Source organism: Paraburkholderia sartisoli, assembly GCF_900107685.1.
Taxonomy (GTDB): domain Bacteria; phylum Pseudomonadota; class Gammaproteobacteria; order Burkholderiales; family Burkholderiaceae; genus Paraburkholderia; species Paraburkholderia sartisoli.
The window spans coordinates 1-16,209 of the sequence record NZ_FNRQ01000014.1; the positions used below are offsets into that span (position 1 = coordinate 1).

A 16,209-nucleotide genomic window follows, 5' to 3' on the forward strand; every position below is an offset into this window, starting at 1 on the left:
CCGAACAGGACCGTGAAACGACTCCACGCCGATGATAGTGCGGATTGCCCGTGTGAAAGTAGGTAATCGTCAGGCTCCCCAGCAGCAACAGAAACCCCACCCCCTAAAGGTGGGGTTTCTGCGTTTACGGCCATTACCTATTACGGCCCCCGGCCATCCATATAGCGTGGCCGACCTCAGGCCCCCTGCGGCAGGTCCAGCCGGACGGCGCGGAGCCTCACCCTCCGCCCGCGTCTCCACCATCCCCCCTCAACTCACCCCGCCCGCCCCAGATAGCGCTGCGACAGACGCACCCAGTACGTCGACCCAACCGGCAGAAGGGCATCGTTGAAATCATAGCTTGCGTTGTGAAGCATGCACGGACCGGCACCATGGCCGCTATCGCGATGGCCTCCGTCGCCGTTGCCTAAAAATGCGTAGCATCCCGGCTTCGCCAGGAGCATGAAAGAGAAGTCTTCAGCGCCCATCGTCGGCTCGACGGAGTCGTTGACGTTTTCGGTGCCCACGATCTCCTTCATTACCTCGGCGGCAAACTGGGTCTCTTCCGCGCTATTGATCGTCGGTGGGTAGTTTCGGTGGAAGGTGATCTTGACCGAGCAGTCGTATGCCTCGGCCGTGCTTTCGGCGATCTTCCGGAGTCGGGTTTCGATCAGGTCAAGAGTTTGCGTCGTGAACGTGCGAACCGTGCCGCCAATCCACGCAACGTCGGGTACGACGTTGGCTGCGTCACCGGCGTGAATCTGCGTGATCGACAGCACCGCCGTATCTAGCGGCTTTTTGTTTCGCGTAATGATGCTTTGAAGTCCGCTAGCGATTTGAACGGCCGTAAAAACCGGGTCGCGTCCGTTGTGCGGCAGTGCCGCGTGCGAACCAACCCCTGTGATTTCAATGCGAAATTCGTTGCTCGATGCCATGATCGGACCTTCAGTCACGCCGAAGTTCCCGGCCGGCATGCCTGGCCAGTTATGGATGCCGAAGACGGCATCGACAGGAAAACGGGTGAACAACCCGTCGTCGATCATCGCCTGAGCGCCGGCGCCGCCTTCTTCCGCAGGCTGGAAGATAAACACGATCGTGCCGTCGAAATCGCCATGTTCCGCGAGATATCGGGCCGCACCGAGCAGCATCGCCGTATGGCCGTCGTGGCCGCACGCGTGCATCTTTCCGTCATTGTGCGAGCGATGCTCGAAGGTATTCAGTTCGTGTACCGGCAACGCATCCATGTCGGCGCGCAAACCGACGGATCGCTCGCTCGTGCCGCGTTTCAGGACGCCCACCACTCCGGTTTTACCGAGGCCTCGATGCACTTCGATGCCCCAGGCGGTGAGATTTCTGGCCACGAGATCCGCAGTCTGGGTTTCCTCGTAACGCAGTTCGGGGTGCGCGTGAATCGTTCGTCGGAGAGTCTGGATTTCGCCGTGGGCGGCCTGGATTTCCGGGATGAGTTTCATGGTCGTGAGTGCGTCATTGGCTGCAAGTCGCTCGAGGCGGGACGCCCGAGCCCGGATCGGACCATTCTACGCCGAACGGCCTTTTTGGCAGAACGCCGCCGCCGCCGCGCTGTGAACGTAATAAAATTACACATTGCCTAGCAGACGCCTCTCTTCTTCCCGGATTCCCGATGAACGCTCCCGCCGAATTTCGCCGTGCAGTTTGTCCGCACGATTGCCCGGATACCTGCGCAATGCGCGTAACCGTCGAAAACGGCGAGGCGATCAAGGTGACGGGCGATCCCGACCATCCGCCGACGCAGGGTGTCCTCTGTGCGAAGGTCAGTCGCTATGCGGAACGGGTGCATCACCCGCAGCGGTTGACGACGCCGATGAAGCGCGTCGGCCGCAAAGGCGAAGGCCGGTTTGAGCCGATCAGTTGGGATGAGGCGTTCAAGCTGGCTGGCGCGCGTCTGTCCGAAATCGCGCAACGCGCGCCGGAATCAATCGTGCCTTACAGCTATGCCGGCACGATGGGTCTTGTGCAGGGCGACAGCATCGCGCAGCGGTTCTTTCACAAGCTGGGCGCCTCGCGACTCGACCGGACGATCTGCGCGGCCGCCGGCGCGGCGGGCCTCAAATATACGTATGGCGCGAGCCTCGGCATGCTCACGGAGTTTTTCGAAGAGAGCGAGCTGATCCTGATCTGGGGTTCCAATCCAATCGCCTCGAACCTGCATTTCTGGACGCGCGCGCAGGAAGCGAAGCGCCGTGGCGCAAGGCTCGTCGCGATCGATCCATATCGCTCGCTCACGGCCGAAAAGTGTCATCAGCACATTGCCCTGAAACCCGGTACAGACGCCGCTTTGGCGCTCGGCATGATGCACGTGCTCATCCGGGAAAACCTTCTCGACCGCGACTACATCGATGCACATACGCTCGGTTTCGACGAGCTGGCCGGCCGTGCTGCGGCGTATCCGCCGGCGCGCGCCGCGAAGATCTGCGGTATCGATGAGCAGGTCATCGTCGATCTCGCGCTTCTTTACGGGCGTACCCAAAAAGCGGCGATCCGCCTCAACTACGGTATGCAGCGGGTGCGTGGCGGTGGCAACGCGGTTCGCGCTATCGCCTGCCTGCCGTCGCTGACCGGCGCCTGGCGCGACCGCGCGGGCGGGTTGCTGCTGTCGTCGTCGGGCTGGACGCCGGTCAATTCGCACGCACTCGAGCGACCCGATCTGATTCCGGGCGGGCCGCAGAAGCAGCCGCGCATCATCAATATGAACGCGATCGGCGATGCACTTACCCATCCCGGCGATGCCCGGTTCGGTCCGAAAATCGAGGCGATTGTGGTCTACAACTCGAACCCGGTCGCCGTGGCGCCCGATTCGGAAAAGGTCGCCGCAGGATTCGCACGCGACGATCTCTTCACGATCGTGCTTGAACACTTCCAGACCGACACGGCCGATTACGCCGATCTGCTGCTGCCGGCCACGACGCAACTCGAGCATCTGGATGTACACAAGTCATATGGGCACACGCACGTCATGGCCAACCTGCCGGCAATTGCGCCGGTCGGCGACGCGCGTCCGAACACGGAAATTTTCCGCGGGATCGCGCGGGCCATGGCGCTCGAAGAGCCGGCTCTGTACGAAAGCGACGAAGCCGTCGCGGCTGGCGCGTTCCGCTGGGACGATGCGGCGCTCAAGGGTTCGAACTGGGAATCGCTCAAAACCGCTGGATGGGTGAAACTGAATCTGCCCGATGCGCCGCTCGCTGAAGGCGCGTTCCGCACACCGTCCGGCAAGTGCGAGTTCTTCAGCGCACGGCTCGCGCAGGAAGGACTCGATCCGTTGCCCGATTATCTGCCGCCGTACGAATCCGCCGACGGCGCGCCGGAGCTCGCCGCGCGCTTTCCGCTGGCGATGATCTCGCCGCCGTCGCGCAATTTCCTCAACAGCACATTTGTGAACGTCGAGAGCCTTCGCTCCACCGAAGGCGAACCGCACCTCGACATTCACCCATCCGACGCACTGGGCCGTGACGTTCACGACGGCGATCTGGTGCGCATCTTCAACGACCGCGGCTCCATGCAGGCGCGCGCCCGTGTGACGGAGCGGGCTCGCGAAGGTCTCGTCGTCGGTCTGTCGATCTGGTGGAAGAAGCTTGCGCCAGATGGGCGTAACGCCAATCAGGTCACGAGTCAGGCGCTGACCGATCTCGGCGGTTCCGCCACCTTCTACGATTGTCTGGTCGAAGTCGAGCGCGCGTAATTCCGGCGCGCTGACGCGCACGGAAAGGTCGTCGACAACCCGGCCGAACCGTCTGGCGACGGTTCGAGGGTCACGTCTAACCCGGGTTTCTTTCGAGAAAAACGACAGAGTGTGCATGCTAGGATGCGTGTTTTAGCACGACCATTCGAAAATACAGGGAGACGACGCCGCATGGACAAAATCTGGCTGAAATCATATCCGCCCGGCGTTCCAGCTGAGATCGATCCGACGCAGTACACGTCGGTTGCCGATCTGCTCGAGGAGAGTTTCCGCGAGCACCGGGCAAAGCCGGCTTTCGCCTGCATGGGCAAGGCAATCAGCTACGGTACGCTCGACGATCTGTCGCGCAGGCTTGGCGCCTGGTTCCAGTCGAAGGGCCTTGCGCGCGGCGCGCGCATCGCCATCATGATGCCGAACGTGCTGCAATATCCGGTCGCCATCGCGGCGATCCTGCGTGCGGGCTATGTCGTCGTGAACGTGAACCCGCTTTACACGCCCCGCGAACTCGAACATCAACTCAGGGACAGCGGCGCCGAAGCCATCATCATCCTCGAAAACTTCGCGAACACGTTGCAGGCGGTTGTCGGCCATACGTCGGTGAAGCACGTGGTGGTCGCGGCGATGGGCGATCTGATGGGCGCGAAGGGGATGCTCGTCAATTTCGTCGTGCGGCGCGTGAAGAAGATGGTGCCGGCATGGAGTCTGCCCGGTCACGTCCGGTTCAACGATGCTGTCGCCGAAGGTGGTCGTCAGGCGTTCAAGGCCGTACAGCAGGGCCCCGAAGACGTCGCGTTTCTCCAGTACACGGGCGGCACGACGGGTGTCGCGAAGGGCGCGACACTCACGCACCGCAATCTCGTCGCGAACGTTCTGCAGTCGCATGAATGGATGGACCCGGGGCGCCACGGCCGCGGCGATATCGACCAGTTTGTCACCGTGGTCGCGCTGCCGCTGTATCACGTGTTCGCGCTGACCGTGTGCGGCCTGCTGACGATCCGTACCGGTGGCCTTGGCGTGCTTATTCCGAATCCGCGCGACATTGGCGGCATGATCAAGTCGTTGCGCGGCTACGCAATCACGACGATTCCGGCCGTGAACACGCTGTACAACGCGCTGCTGAATCACCCGGATTTTTCACAGCTCGATTTTTCGAAGCTCATCACCGCGAACGGCGGCGGCATGGCCGTTCAGGAGGCGGTCGCGAAACGCTGGTTCGAGAAGACGAACACGCCGATCGTCGAGGGTTACGGATTGTCGGAAACCTCGCCGTGCGTCACGTGCAATCCGGTGACGGTGACCGAATACAGCGGCACGATCGGTTTGCCGTTGCCGTCGACGGAAGTTTCGATCCGCGACGACGACGGCAACGAAGTGCCGCTCGGCCAGCCCGGTGAAATCTGCATCCGCGGCCCGCAGGTGATGGCCGGCTACTGGAACCGGCCGGACGAAACGGCGAAGGTCATGACCGCGGACGGGTTCTTCAAATCGGGCGATGTCGGCGTGATGAACGAGCGGGGCTTCGTGAAGATCGTCGATCGCAAGAAGGACATGATCCTGGTGTCCGGTTTCAACGTCTATCCGAACGAGATCGAGGATGTCGTCGCGAAGCATCCGGGCGTCTTCGAGGTCGCGGCGGTCGGCATGCCCGACGAGCGTTCGGGCGAAGCGGTCAAGCTCTTCATCGTCAAGAAGGACCCGGCGCTCACCGACGACGATCTGTTCGCCTTCTGCAAGACACAACTGACGGGGTACAAGCGTCCGAAGCTCATCGAGTTTCGCACCGAGTTGCCGAAGAGCAATGTCGGCAAGATACTGCGGCGCGAGTTGCGCGACGGGCGGGTTTGAAGCGGTGAGGTAGTCGCGCCCGCCCGCGGCATCGGCGCATCGACGTGGGACAAAACGGCTCGACAGGCATGTGCCTGTCGAGCCGTTTTTCGTCGCCGCGCGATTCGGTGAGCTTGCCGGCTGCGATCGGGTCGCCAGTGCCGCACAACGCGTCATGACGGAGACCACAGGGCACAAAAAAAGGCGCCCGAAGGCGCCTTTGAGGTAAACAGCTTCTTTTACGACTTATTAGAACTTGTGACGGATACCGACGCGAGCCGTGAACTGGTTCTGGTTCGACGAGCCCGTCAGGCCGTTGATGCCTGCCTTTGCGCTCACAACGTTACCCAATTGGTCCAGCGTGTCGCCCAGAGCGTGCTGGTACACACCCGTCACGTACACGTCGGTGCGCTTCGACAGGAAGTAGTCGACGCCGACTGCGCCCTGGTGGTATTGGGCTCGCGATCCGCCACCGATGTCCGCGCCGCGCGTGTAGTCATACGCTGCGCCGATCAGCAGTGCCGGGGTCAACTGGTACTTGAAGTTGACTTCCGCGTTGTTGAACGTAACCGACTGACCCTTGTACGGCGATGTGAACGAAGCGCCCAGATTTGCGAAGCGGACGTTCGAATACGTCAGGCCGAGCGTTGCCGCGCCGAACGTGTACGCGCCGCCAGCGCCGATAACCTGGTAGGTGTTAGCCGATGCGAAACCTTCGTACACCGGCGAGGCCACTGCGTAGTTCGAAAGGGAGGTGCCCGTGTTCGATGCGATCGTGCCACCGTTGTTGAACAGGCCGCCCGAAGCTGCAGGCGTACGTGCGTTCAGGTAACCAGCGCCGAGAACGAGAGGACCGTTCGCGTAGCCAGCGCCCAACGACCAGATCTGGTTGCCGGAGAAATCACCTGCCTTGCCGCCGAAGCTGTACGTGCCGCCAAACGTCAGGCCGTTGTAGTTCTTGCTCGCGAACTTGACGGTGTTGTTCGTACGGTAAGCGTTGTTGAAGTTGTCGAGGTCACCCGGGTGAGCCGCGATGTAGCCGCCCCACTGGTCGCCGGCTTCCAGCGGACCGACGTAGTCGACGACGGAGTCGTACTGACGACCCAGCGTGACCGTGCCGAACTGGCTCGACAGACCGACGTAAGCCTGGCGACCGAACATCAGACCGCCTTGACCCAGCTTGCCGTTGTTCACGTCAAAACCGTTTTCGAGCACGAAGATGGCCTTCAGCCCGCCACCCAGATCTTCCGTGCCGCGCAGACCGAAACGGCTGCCTTGAAGCACGCCGCTCGACAGGTTGTACAGGTGCTTGCCACCCGAATTCGTGTTGATGTTGAAACCTTCATCAATAATGCCGTACAGGGTCACGCTGCTCTGTGCATGAGCGACGCCCGCAAACGTGCCTAGCGCTGCCAGAGCGAGAAGCGACTTTTTCATCGAATAATCTCCAAGGAAATACGAATCTTTTATTGCAAGGCGAATATTTGTCGTGCTTGGCTGCCTTGATGTAACTTCGCGAGAAGTTGCACGTAATGTAACAAAACGACCTACCTGCACAAAGGAAAAGCCGACCGTCCGGTAACCTCCTGTTTCGTTTACGCAACATGAGCTAAAATGCCGGGTTATCCCCGCTTTTGGGGTTCTGCAAAAACGTGTTTTGTCGTGCAAAGACAAAGCCTTACAAAGCTTGGCGCTCTTCCGTGGTGCAAGCTTTCGAGGGAGGCCTGGATGACGCTTGATGAGTTGATTACCGAGCTTGACCGGGGGTTACGTTCGATCACGGGCGTGTCGCGGATGTCGCGTCCCGTCCCGCTTCCGCCGGTTGCCGCGGACGATCATCTGGCTGCCGTCGAAATGTCGCCGGCCGAACGTGCGCATGCCGCGGGTCTGATGCGCGTCAATCATGTCGGTGAGGTGTGCGCCCAGGCGCTGTATCAGGCGCAAAAGCTCGCCACCCGCTCGCCCGCGTTGAAGGAAGCGTTCGAGCATGCCGCCCGCGAAGAAGAGGATCACCTTGCGTGGACGTCGCGCCGTCTGGAGGCGCTCGATTCACGTCCGAGCCTGCTCAATCCGCTCTGGTATGCGGGCTCACTCGCGCTGGGTCTCGTGGCGGGTCGTTTCGGCGATCGCGTGAGCCTCGGCTTCATGGCCGAAACCGAAAAGCAGGTGGAGCACCACCTTGACGGCCATCTGGCGCAGTTGCCGGAAGCCGATCGCGAATCGCGCGCCATCGTCGAGCAGATGCGCATCGATGAAGCCGCGCACGGCAAGGCCGCGATAGATGCGGGCGGTATCGACCTGCCGTTTCCCGCGCGTGCGCTGATGCGCGCTGCTTCGAAAATCATGACACGTACCGCGTATTACGTTTAATCCCACTGGCGGAACGGCGCGCGACGCGTCGCTCCGCTTCATCGCTGGTGATCCGCGCTTTTCTTCCTCTCAGTTTGCTTACGTGCCGCGCCTTTCCCCCTCGCTTTTCAAGTATCACCTTCACTTGTCGCAGTAGCTCGTTCATTTATAACGATTTTCTGTTTTAGATGTGACGTGAGCATGTGGCGCTAAGTCCTTGTTCTAGCAAACAAAATTCCTCGAAAAAGCGTGTTTCTCCCTTGACCCGTGTTTAGCGTTCCTCTAAAGTGGGAGACAGTGTGAGAAAGTGTACATTTGTGTGATTTACCAGTTAATTTCGGGTAAATTTTCGAGATCACGCGGGCGTCGTTCAACGTCCGGCAGGTTAGGGCGCCAAAGCGTCAACTCTGGTTAACCGCAAAAATTTGCATGGGACCAGAGTAGCGCGCTAAAGCGCGGACTCTGGTCGACAGGAGAGCAGAAGTGTTCCAAGGGGCGTCGGCGCTCACTCTCGATGCGAAAGGACGGATGTCGGTTCCGTCCCGCTATCGCGAAGCGCTGCAAGGGCAGGCAGAAGGCCGGGTGACGATCACCAAGCACCCGGACGGCTGCCTGTTGCTCTTTCCACGCCCTGAATGGGAGGTCTTCCGCGCGAAGATCGCCGCGCTGCCGATGGACGCGCACTGGTGGCGCCGGATTTTCCTCGGCAACGCGTCGGACGTCGATCTCGATGGCGCGGGCCGCGTGCTGGTTTCGCCCGAATTGCGGATGGCGGCCATGCTGGAAAAGGAAGTGATGTTGCTCGGCATGGGCAGCCACTTCGAGTTATGGGATGCGCAGACCTATGCCGCGAAGGAACAGGCGGCAATGGCGCAAGGCATGCCCGATGCGTTGAAGAATTTCACGTTCTGATCGCGGTTTACATATATGGCACCTGCGATGGGAAACGAACTGCAGCATCGCACGGTGCTGCTGGAAGAAGCGGTCGATGCGCTCGTCACGCGCACGGACGGCGTCTATGCGGACGGCACGTTCGGTCGCGGCGGCCATAGCCGTCTGGTGTTGAGCAGGCTGGGGGAAGGCGGACGCCTGATTGCGTTCGACAAGGACCCGCTCGCGATCGCCACGGCGCAGCAGATCGTCGATTCGCGTTTCGAGATCGTGCATGAAAGTTTTGCTTCACTGCGTGACGCGATCGCGGAACGCGGGGTAGGGCGGATATCGGGTGTGTTGCTGGATCTGGGTGTGTCGTCGCCGCAAATCGACGATCCGGAGCGGGGTTTCAGTTTCCGCGCCGACGGCCCGCTCGATATGCGGATGGACCCGACGCGCGGCGAGTCTGCCGCTGACTGGCTCGCGCGGGCCACGGTGCAGGAACTGACGGAGGTGATACGAGATTATGGGGAAGAACGGTTTGCTTTTCAGATTGCAAAGGCGCTTGTTGCTCGCCGGGCAGAGTCCGACCGTCTTGGGCCTCTCGTCAGCACGGGCGAGCTTGCCCAAATCGTGGCTAACGTCGTCAAAACCCGTGAGAAGGGCAAGGATCCGGCAACCCGCACCTTTCAGGCTATACGGATTCACGTCAATCAAGAGCTTGCGGAGCTGCAAGTCGTTTTAGAAGCAGCGTTGTCGTTGCTGGAGCAAGGGGGGCGGCTGGTGGTGATCAGCTTTCATTCGCTCGAGGACCGGATCGTCAAGCGATTCATGCAGGCGCACGCGAGTGCGCCTGCGGTCGACCGCCGCCTGCCGATCCGTGCCGTCGATCTGCCCAGCCCGCCGCTCAGAATCATCGGCCGTGTGTTCGCCAGTGACGAAGAAGTCGCCGCGAACCCGCGCGCCCGTTCGGCGGTGATGCGCGTCGCGGAGCGTATCGCGCCATGAACCGCCTCAATATCTTCCTTCTGATCGTCGTGATGGGCTGCGCGCTTTCCGTTGTCAACGCGACCAATCAGCAACGACAGATCTTTATCCAGTTGCAGCGCGCGCTGTCGCAGGAGCGGCAGCTCCAGCAGGATTATTCACAGCTTCAATATCAGCAGAGCGCACTGTCGAAGACCTCGCGCATCGAGCAGATCGCCACGACCTCGCTGAAGATGCAGCCGGCCACGACCGGCCGCACGCAATATCTGACGCTCGCCGCCGGCGCGGCGACAGCCGAAGACGCACCGGTGCCGACTTCCGACGCCGGCTCGGCGTCGGCGGCGTCGGCAGCCCGCCCGCGAGGTCAGCGATGAAGAAATCGACGAACCACAAGGGCGGCAAGAGCGTCGCGTTTTCGGCGAACCCGATCCTCTCCGTTCGCCTGCCGATGTGGCGCTCGAAGCTCGTCGTGTTTCTGCTCTTCATGGCGTTCGTCGCCCTGGCTGCGCGCGCGTTCTGGATTCAGGGCCCGGGCAACGCGTTTTATCAGAAGCAGGGCGAAAGCCGCTATCAGCACACGCTCGAACTGCCGGCCACGCGCGGCAAGATTCTGGACCGCAACGGGCTCGTGCTGGCCACCAGCCTGCCGGTGCGCGCGATCTGGGCGATTCCCGAATCCGTGCCCGACGACCTCGGCGCGGACAAGCTGACCGCGCTCGGCAAACTGCTCGGCATGACGCAGAAGGAACTGCGCGCGAAGCTCTCGGAGGACAAGACCTTCGTCTACGTAAAGCGCCAGGTGCCGGTCGACGTCGCGCAGAAAGTCGCCGCGCTCGACATTCCCGGTATCTATCAGCGTGGCGAATATAAGCGCTTCTACCCCGAAGGCGAGATTACCGCTCACCTGATCGGCTTCACGAACGTCGAAGACGAAGGCCAGGAAGGCGTCGAACTCGGCGACCAGAAGCTGCTCGCCGGCACTTCAGGCATCCGCCGCGTGATCAAGGACCGGATGGGCCGCGTGATCGAGGACGTCGACGAGCAGGTTGTGCCGCACAACGGCACCGACGTCGACCTGTCGATCGACAGCAAGATCCAGTACATCGCGTACACGAACCTGAAAGCGGCGGTCGAGAAATTCAAGGCGAAGGCCGGCGCGGCCATGGTGATCGACGTGCGCACGGGCGAAGTGCTCGCGCTCGTCAATTATCCGACGTACAACCCGAACGACCGCTCGCGCCTGACGGGCGAGCAGCTGCGTAACCGGATCCTGACCGACGTGTTCGAACCGGGCTCGATCATGAAGCCGTTCACGGTTTCGCTCGCCCTCGATCTGCATCGCGTCACGCCGACTACACTGGTAGATACCGGTCCGGGCCGTTTCGTGCTGGACGGCGCGACGATCACCGACGACAGTGCGTTCGGCGTGCTGACAGTCGGCGGCGTGATCCAGAAGTCGAGCAACATTGGCGCCACCAAAATCGCCATGACGCTCAAGCCGGAAGAGATGTGGAACATGTACACGAGCATCGGCCTCGGTCAGGCGCCGAAGGTCGGCTTCCCCGGCGCGGCGGCGGGACGTCTGCGCCCGTGGCATAGCTGGCGGCGCATCGAGCAGGCAACGATGTCGTACGGCTACGGCCTGTCGGCTTCGCTGTTCCAGCTGGCGCGCGCGTACACTGCGATCGCGCACGACGGCAAGATCGTGCCGGTGTCGATTTTTCACACGCCCGGCGACCCGCCGGTGTCCGGCACGCAGATTTTCTCGCCGACCACCGCGCGTGAAGTGCGCGTCATGCTCGAAAGCGTGACGGCGCCCGGCGGTACCTCGCCGGATGCGGCGGTGCCGGGTTACCGCGTCGGCGGCAAGAGCGGCACGGCGTACAAGCACGGCCCCCACGGGTACGACAAATCGAAGTACCGCGCGTCGTTCGTCGGCATGGCGCCGATGCCGAATCCGCGCATCGTCGTCGCCGTTTCGGTCGACGAACCGACGGCCGGCAGCCACTTCGGCGGGCAGGTGTCGGGCCCGGTGTTTTCGTCGATCGTGGGCGATACGCTGCGCACGTTGAACGTGCCGCCGGATATGCCGGTCAAGCAGATGGTGGTGTCCGACGACACGGCGCCGCCCGTGACGCCGGCCGCGCCGTCCGCCGTGGCGAAGAAGCTCGCCACCGGTGGCGGCGGCGCGAAGAAACTCACCATCGCGGATACCGCGAAGACCCGTCCCGGAGTGCTCAGATGAGCGCGTTGCGTTCCGCGCATCCGGCGCACCGGCAAATCGCCGACGCGCTCGCCTGGCTGCACGCCCGCGTGCAGCCCGCGGCGCATCTGCACGCCGACACGCGCTCGATCGCGGCCGGCGACGTGTTTCTTGCGTACGCCGTCGATGGCGCCGACAACCGTCCGTTCATCGACAGCGCGATCGAACGGGGCGCGACGGCGGTGCTCGTTCAGCCCGAAAACTTCACCGGTGCAATCGATCCGGCCAGCGCGCTCGCCGTGCCGGCGCTGAACGAGCTGGCTGGCCCGATTGCGAGCGCCTGGTACAACGATCCGAGCGACGCGATGCGCGTGGTCGGCGTGACGGGCACGAACGGCAAGACGTCGTGCAGCCAGTGGATTGCGTCGGCGCTGACGGCCACCGGCACGCGCTGCGCGATCATCGGCACGCTCGGCAGCGGCATGCCGGGCCAGCTCGTCCACACCGGTTTCACGACGCCGGACGCCCCGCAGCTTCAGCGCAGTCTCGCGCAGTTGCGCGACGCCGGTGCGCAGGCTGTCGCGATGGAGGTGTCGTCGCACGCGCTGCATCAGGGGCGCGTGAACGGCACGTCGTTCGACATCGCCGTGTTCACGAACCTCACGCAGGATCATCTCGACTATCACGGCACCTTTGCCGCCTACGAGACGGCCAAGGCGCGCCTCTTCGCGTGGCCCGGTTTGCATTCGGCCGTGATCAATTGCGACGACGAAGCCGGCCGCCGCCTGCTCGCAAGCGCCGATGGCAAGGTGCGCACGATCGCGTACGGCATCGAAGGCGCTCACGACAAAGCGGCGGAAGCCGCGCCGTCCGACGCATGGCTCGTCGCGTCGAACGTTCGCGCGACGGCGACGGGTACGGCCTTTCATCTGACCACGTCGGAATGGGGCGACGCCGACGTGGAAGTCGCGACGCTCGGCGCGTTCAACGTGAGCAATCTGCTGGGCGTGCTGGGCGCGCTGCTCGCCGCCGACGTGCCGTTCGACGCCGCGCTCGTGGAACTGGAAAAGCTCGAGCCGGTAAACGGACGCATGCAACGCCTCGGCGGCCGCTTGCAGAACGACGAACCGCTCGTCGTGATCGATTACGCGCACACGCCCGACGCGCTCGAAAAGACGCTCGCGGCGCTGCGTCCGATCGCGGTTGCGCGCGGCGGCGAACTCGTCTGCATGTTCGGTTGCGGCGGCGATCGCGATGCCACGAAACGACCGCTGATGGGCGCGATTGCCGAATCGCTCGCGGACGTGCTCGTCGTGACGAGCGATAACCCGCGCAGCGAAGATCCGGCGTCGATCATCGACCAGATCGTGGCGGGCATGAAGGACGCCACGAAGGCGCGCCGCATCGACGACCGTGCAAGCGCGATCCTGCATGCGATCCGTCACGCCGCGCGCGAGGACGTGATCGTGCTGGCCGGCAAGGGGCACGAAGCAACCCAGGAAATCATGGGCAGGAAGCGCGCTTTCTCCGATCAGGATCACGCCCGCCTCGCGCTCGCCGCGCGCGCGACACAGGCTCGCGGAGGTGGCGAATGACGATGTATTCGCTGCGTGAAGCCGCTGCGCTGATTCCGGGCGCGACCGTGCTCGGCGACGAATCGGTGACGTTCGAGCGCGTCTCGACCGACAGCCGCACGGCCGGCCCCGGCGATCTTTTCGTCGCGCTGAAGGGCGACCGTTTCGATGCGCACGATTTCCTGCCGGAAGTCGCGACGCGCCACGTGAGCGCCGCGCTCGTCACCCGCAGCCCGGGCGACTGGCGCGTACCCGCGCTGCGGGTCGCCGATACACGGGTTGCGCTGGGCGCGCTCGCGCGCGGCTGGCGCCGGCGGTTCTCGATGCCGCTCGTCGCGGTCACGGGCAGCAACGGCAAGACGACGGTCAAGGAAATGATCGCGTCGATCTTCGCGGCGGCGGTGGGCGAACCGGCGCGGCTCGCGACCGCCGGCAACTTCAACAACGACATCGGCCTTCCGCTCACGCTCTTCCGTCTCACCGGCGCGCACCGGCTCGCGGTCGTCGAACTCGGCATGAACCATCCGGGCGAAACCGATCTGCTCGCGAAAATCGCCGAGCCGACCGTCGCGGTGGTCAACAACGCGCAGCGCGAGCATCAGGAATTCATGGCGACCGTCGAAGCGGTCGCGCTCGAACACGCGAGCGTGATTCATGCGCTGAAACCGGAAGGCGTTGCCGTTTTCCCCGCCGACGACCCGTACGCGAGCATCTGGCGCGTCGCCGCGACGGGCAGCCAGATCATCGACTTCGCGCTGAATTCCCCGGCGGGAGCAGTCGCGGGACGCTCGACCGAAGCCGCGGTCAGCGGCACGTTCGACGGCAGCCGTTTGACGATCGACACGCCGCAAGGCCGCGTCGAAGTCGCGCTGCAGGTGCTCGGCGAGCACAACGCGCGCAACGCGCTCGCGGCAACCGCGGCGGCGCTTGCGTCGAACGTGTCGCTCGACGCGATCCGGCGTGGTCTCGAAGCGTTCGGCGCGGTGAAGGGCCGTTTGCAGGTGAAGCGCGCGGCGTCGGGCTCGTTCGCGGGCGCAACCGTCATCGACGACACGTACAACGCCAACCCCGACTCGATGCGCGCCGCGATCGACGTGCTCGCGGGGTGCGCATCGCCGCGCGTGCTGGTGATGGGCGACATGGGCGAAGTGGGCGACAGCGGACCTGCGTTTCACCGCGAAGTCGGTGCGTACGCGAAGGAACGCGGCATCGACACGTTGCTCGCCACGGGCGACGCGACGCGCGACGCATGCAGCGCATACGGCGCTAACGCGCGTCATTTCGATGACGCCGCCGCGCTCGTCGCGCATTTGCAGCAGGCTGGCTTCGGGCCGGATACAACGATTCTCGTGAAAGGCTCGCGCTTCATGAAAATGGAACGCGTGGTGGACGCCGTGACGAGTCCACAACCCTCCGCACCGGGCACGACGCCCGGCGCACACTGAAATAGAAGGACCGAGGCATGCTTCTGGCGCTGGCGCAATGGCTGCAGAATGACGCAAGCTTTTTGCGCGTGTTCAGTTATCTGACTTTTCGGGCGGTCGCGGCGACCATTACCGCGCTCGTGATCGGGCTCGTCTGTGGCCCGGCCGTGATCCGCAAGTTGACCGAGATGAAGGTCGGCCAGGCCGTCCGCAAAGACGGCCCGCCGACTCACCTCGTGAAATCCGGCACGCCGACGATGGGCGGCGTGCTGATCCTGATCAGCATCGGCGTCGCAACGCTGTTGTGGGCCGACCTGACGAACCGCTTCATCTGGATCGTGATGCTCGTCACGTTTGGCTTCGGCGTGATCGGCTGGGTCGACGATTACCGCAAGGTCGTCCACAAGGACCCGCGCGGCATGTCGTCGCGCGAAAAATACTTCTGGCAGTCGGTGATCGGGCTGTTCGCCGCGGTCTATCTCGCCTTCAGCGTGTCGGAAGCGAGCAACGTGCGCGTGCTCGATCTTTTCATGGCATGGGTGCGAAGCGGTCTGTCGATGGGCCTGCCCGCGCGCGCCGACCTGTTGCTGCCGTTCGTGAAATCGATCAGCTATCCGCTCGGCGTCTGGGGTTTCATCCTGCTGACGTATCTCGTGATCGTCGGCGCGAGCAATGCGGTGAATCTCACCGATGGTCTCGACGGTCTCGTGATCATGCCGGTCGTGCTGGTCGGCGCGTCGCTCGGCGTGTTCGCCTACGTGATGGGCAGCTCGGTTTACTCGAAGTATCTGCTGTTCCCTCATATTCCCGGCGCGGGCGAGCTGCTGATCTTCTGTTCGGCGATGAGCGGCGCCGGGCTTGCGTTTCTCTGGTACAACACGCACCCCGCGCAGATGTTCATGGGCGACGTCGGCGCCCTCGCGCTCGGCGGCGCGCTCGGCACGATCGCGGTCATCGTGCGCCAGGAAATCGTGCTCTTCATCATGGGTGGCATCTTCGTCGCGGAAACGCTGTCGGTGATATTGCAGGTCACCTGGTTCAAGTACACGAAGCGCCGCTATGGAGAAGGGCGGCGTTTCTTCAAGATGGCGCCGCTGCATCACCACTTCGAGCTGTCGGGCTGGAAGGAGACGCAGGTGGTGGTGCGCTTCTGGATCATCACGCTCATGTTGTGCCTGTTCGGTCTGTCCACGCTCAAGCTGCGCTGAGTGCGCCGAGTGCGCTGAGTGGTGACGGTCCGTCGCTGTCTGGCTGGTGAAGTGAAATAAAGGGAAA

The 16,209-nt window shown here is 63.2% G+C and carries 12 protein-coding genes; 10 read left to right on the forward strand and 2 right to left on the reverse strand.

Translation table 11 applies throughout. The features are described from left to right. Positions 1 to 254: 254 nt before the first annotated feature. Positions 255 to 1,451 carry a M20 aminoacylase family protein gene (locus tag BLV45_RS25855; protein ID WP_090538021.1) on the reverse strand — a complete coding sequence of 399 codons (1,197 nt, stop codon included), beginning with the start codon at positions 1,449 to 1,451 and terminating at the stop codon, positions 255 to 257. A gap of 170 nt (positions 1,452 to 1,621) precedes the next feature. Here BLV45_RS25855 and BLV45_RS25860 point away from each other — a divergent pair, with 170 nt between their 5' ends. After that, the gene (locus BLV45_RS25860; RefSeq protein WP_090538023.1) at positions 1,622 to 3,700 is read left to right on the forward strand and encodes a molybdopterin-containing oxidoreductase family protein; all 2,079 of its coding nucleotides are present in this window, start codon (positions 1,622 to 1,624) and stop codon (positions 3,698 to 3,700) included. Between the two features lie 171 nt (positions 3,701 to 3,871). Continuing rightward, positions 3,872 to 5,545: a long-chain fatty acid--CoA ligase gene (locus BLV45_RS25865; RefSeq protein ID WP_090538025.1), complete on the forward strand. Its 1,674-nt coding sequence runs from the start codon at positions 3,872 to 3,874 to the stop codon at positions 5,543 to 5,545. A 228-nt stretch (positions 5,546 to 5,773) separates the two neighbouring features. On the opposite strand, the gene BLV45_RS25870 is transcribed toward BLV45_RS25865, so the two are convergent. Continuing rightward, positions 5,774 to 6,961 carry a porin gene (locus tag BLV45_RS25870; protein WP_090538027.1) on the reverse strand — a complete coding sequence of 396 codons (1,188 nt, stop codon included), beginning with the start codon at positions 6,959 to 6,961 and terminating at the stop codon, positions 5,774 to 5,776. A 291-nt stretch (positions 6,962 to 7,252) separates the two neighbouring features. Here BLV45_RS25870 and coq7 point away from each other — a divergent pair, with 291 nt between their 5' ends. The 8 genes from coq7 (at position 7,253) to mraY (ending at position 16,142) form a co-directional block, all read left to right on the forward strand. Then, a complete protein-coding gene (gene coq7 / locus BLV45_RS25875) occupies positions 7,253 to 7,894 on the forward strand; it encodes a 2-polyprenyl-3-methyl-6-methoxy-1,4-benzoquinone monooxygenase (protein ID WP_090538029.1) in 642 nt (213 codons plus the stop codon). 462 nt (positions 7,895 to 8,356) lie between these two features. Continuing rightward, positions 8,357 to 8,785 carry a division/cell wall cluster transcriptional repressor MraZ gene (gene mraZ / locus BLV45_RS25880; RefSeq protein ID WP_090538031.1) on the forward strand — a complete coding sequence of 143 codons (429 nt, stop codon included), beginning with the start codon at positions 8,357 to 8,359 and terminating at the stop codon, positions 8,783 to 8,785. A gap of 15 nt (positions 8,786 to 8,800) precedes the next feature. After that, entirely contained in the window at positions 8,801 to 9,754 is a 954-nt protein-coding gene (gene rsmH / locus BLV45_RS25885) for a 16S rRNA (cytosine(1402)-N(4))-methyltransferase RsmH (RefSeq protein ID WP_090538033.1), read from the forward strand. Beyond that, positions 9,751 to 10,107 carry a cell division protein FtsL gene (gene ftsL, locus BLV45_RS25890; RefSeq protein WP_090538035.1) on the forward strand — a complete coding sequence of 119 codons (357 nt, stop codon included), beginning with the start codon at positions 9,751 to 9,753 and terminating at the stop codon, positions 10,105 to 10,107. Before rsmH ends, ftsL begins: the two co-directional genes overlap by 4 nt. Then, the gene (locus tag BLV45_RS25895; protein WP_090538037.1) at positions 10,104 to 11,978 is read left to right on the forward strand and encodes a peptidoglycan D,D-transpeptidase FtsI family protein; all 1,875 of its coding nucleotides are present in this window, start codon (positions 10,104 to 10,106) and stop codon (positions 11,976 to 11,978) included. The genes ftsL and BLV45_RS25895 overlap by 4 nt, the downstream gene beginning before the upstream one ends. After that, positions 11,975 to 13,531, forward strand: coding sequence for a UDP-N-acetylmuramoyl-L-alanyl-D-glutamate--2,6-diaminopimelate ligase (locus BLV45_RS25900; protein WP_090538039.1), 1,557 nt, complete (start codon positions 11,975 to 11,977; stop codon positions 13,529 to 13,531). Before BLV45_RS25895 ends, BLV45_RS25900 begins: the two co-directional genes overlap by 4 nt. Beyond that, a complete protein-coding gene (locus BLV45_RS25905; protein WP_090538040.1) occupies positions 13,528 to 14,955 on the forward strand; it encodes a UDP-N-acetylmuramoyl-tripeptide--D-alanyl-D-alanine ligase in 1,428 nt (475 codons plus the stop codon). The genes BLV45_RS25900 and BLV45_RS25905 overlap by 4 nt, the downstream gene beginning before the upstream one ends. Before the next feature lie 17 nt (positions 14,956 to 14,972). Next, the gene (mraY, locus tag BLV45_RS25910) at positions 14,973 to 16,142 is read left to right on the forward strand and encodes a phospho-N-acetylmuramoyl-pentapeptide-transferase (RefSeq protein WP_090538042.1); all 1,170 of its coding nucleotides are present in this window, start codon (positions 14,973 to 14,975) and stop codon (positions 16,140 to 16,142) included. The last annotated feature ends 67 nt before the right edge of the window (positions 16,143 to 16,209 follow it).

Bases quoted from the DNA above. Each gene is read 5' to 3' on its own strand.
- coq7 (WP_090538029.1), top strand. From the start codon at position 7,253: ATGACGCTTGATGAGTTGATTACCGAGCTTGACCGGGGGTTACGTTCG.
- mraY (WP_090538042.1), top strand. From the start codon at position 14,973: ATGCTTCTGGCGCTGGCGCAATGGCTGCAGAATGACGCAAGCTTTTTG.
- BLV45_RS25895 (WP_090538037.1), top strand. From the start codon at position 10,104: ATGAAGAAATCGACGAACCACAAGGGCGGCAAGAGCGTCGCGTTTTCG.
- BLV45_RS25865 (WP_090538025.1), top strand. From the start codon at position 3,872: ATGGACAAAATCTGGCTGAAATCATATCCGCCCGGCGTTCCAGCTGAG.
- BLV45_RS25905 (WP_090538040.1), top strand. From the start codon at position 13,528: ATGACGATGTATTCGCTGCGTGAAGCCGCTGCGCTGATTCCGGGCGCG.
- BLV45_RS25900 (WP_090538039.1), top strand. From the start codon at position 11,975: ATGAGCGCGTTGCGTTCCGCGCATCCGGCGCACCGGCAAATCGCCGAC.
- BLV45_RS25870 (WP_090538027.1), bottom strand. From the start codon at position 6,961: ATGAAAAAGTCGCTTCTCGCTCTGGCAGCGCTAGGCACGTTTGCGGGC.
- rsmH (WP_090538033.1), top strand. From the start codon at position 8,801: ATGGCACCTGCGATGGGAAACGAACTGCAGCATCGCACGGTGCTGCTG.
- BLV45_RS25855 (WP_090538021.1), bottom strand. From the start codon at position 1,451: ATGAAACTCATCCCGGAAATCCAGGCCGCCCACGGCGAAATCCAGACT.
- ftsL (WP_090538035.1), top strand. From the start codon at position 9,751: ATGAACCGCCTCAATATCTTCCTTCTGATCGTCGTGATGGGCTGCGCG.
- BLV45_RS25860 (WP_090538023.1), top strand. From the start codon at position 1,622: ATGAACGCTCCCGCCGAATTTCGCCGTGCAGTTTGTCCGCACGATTGC.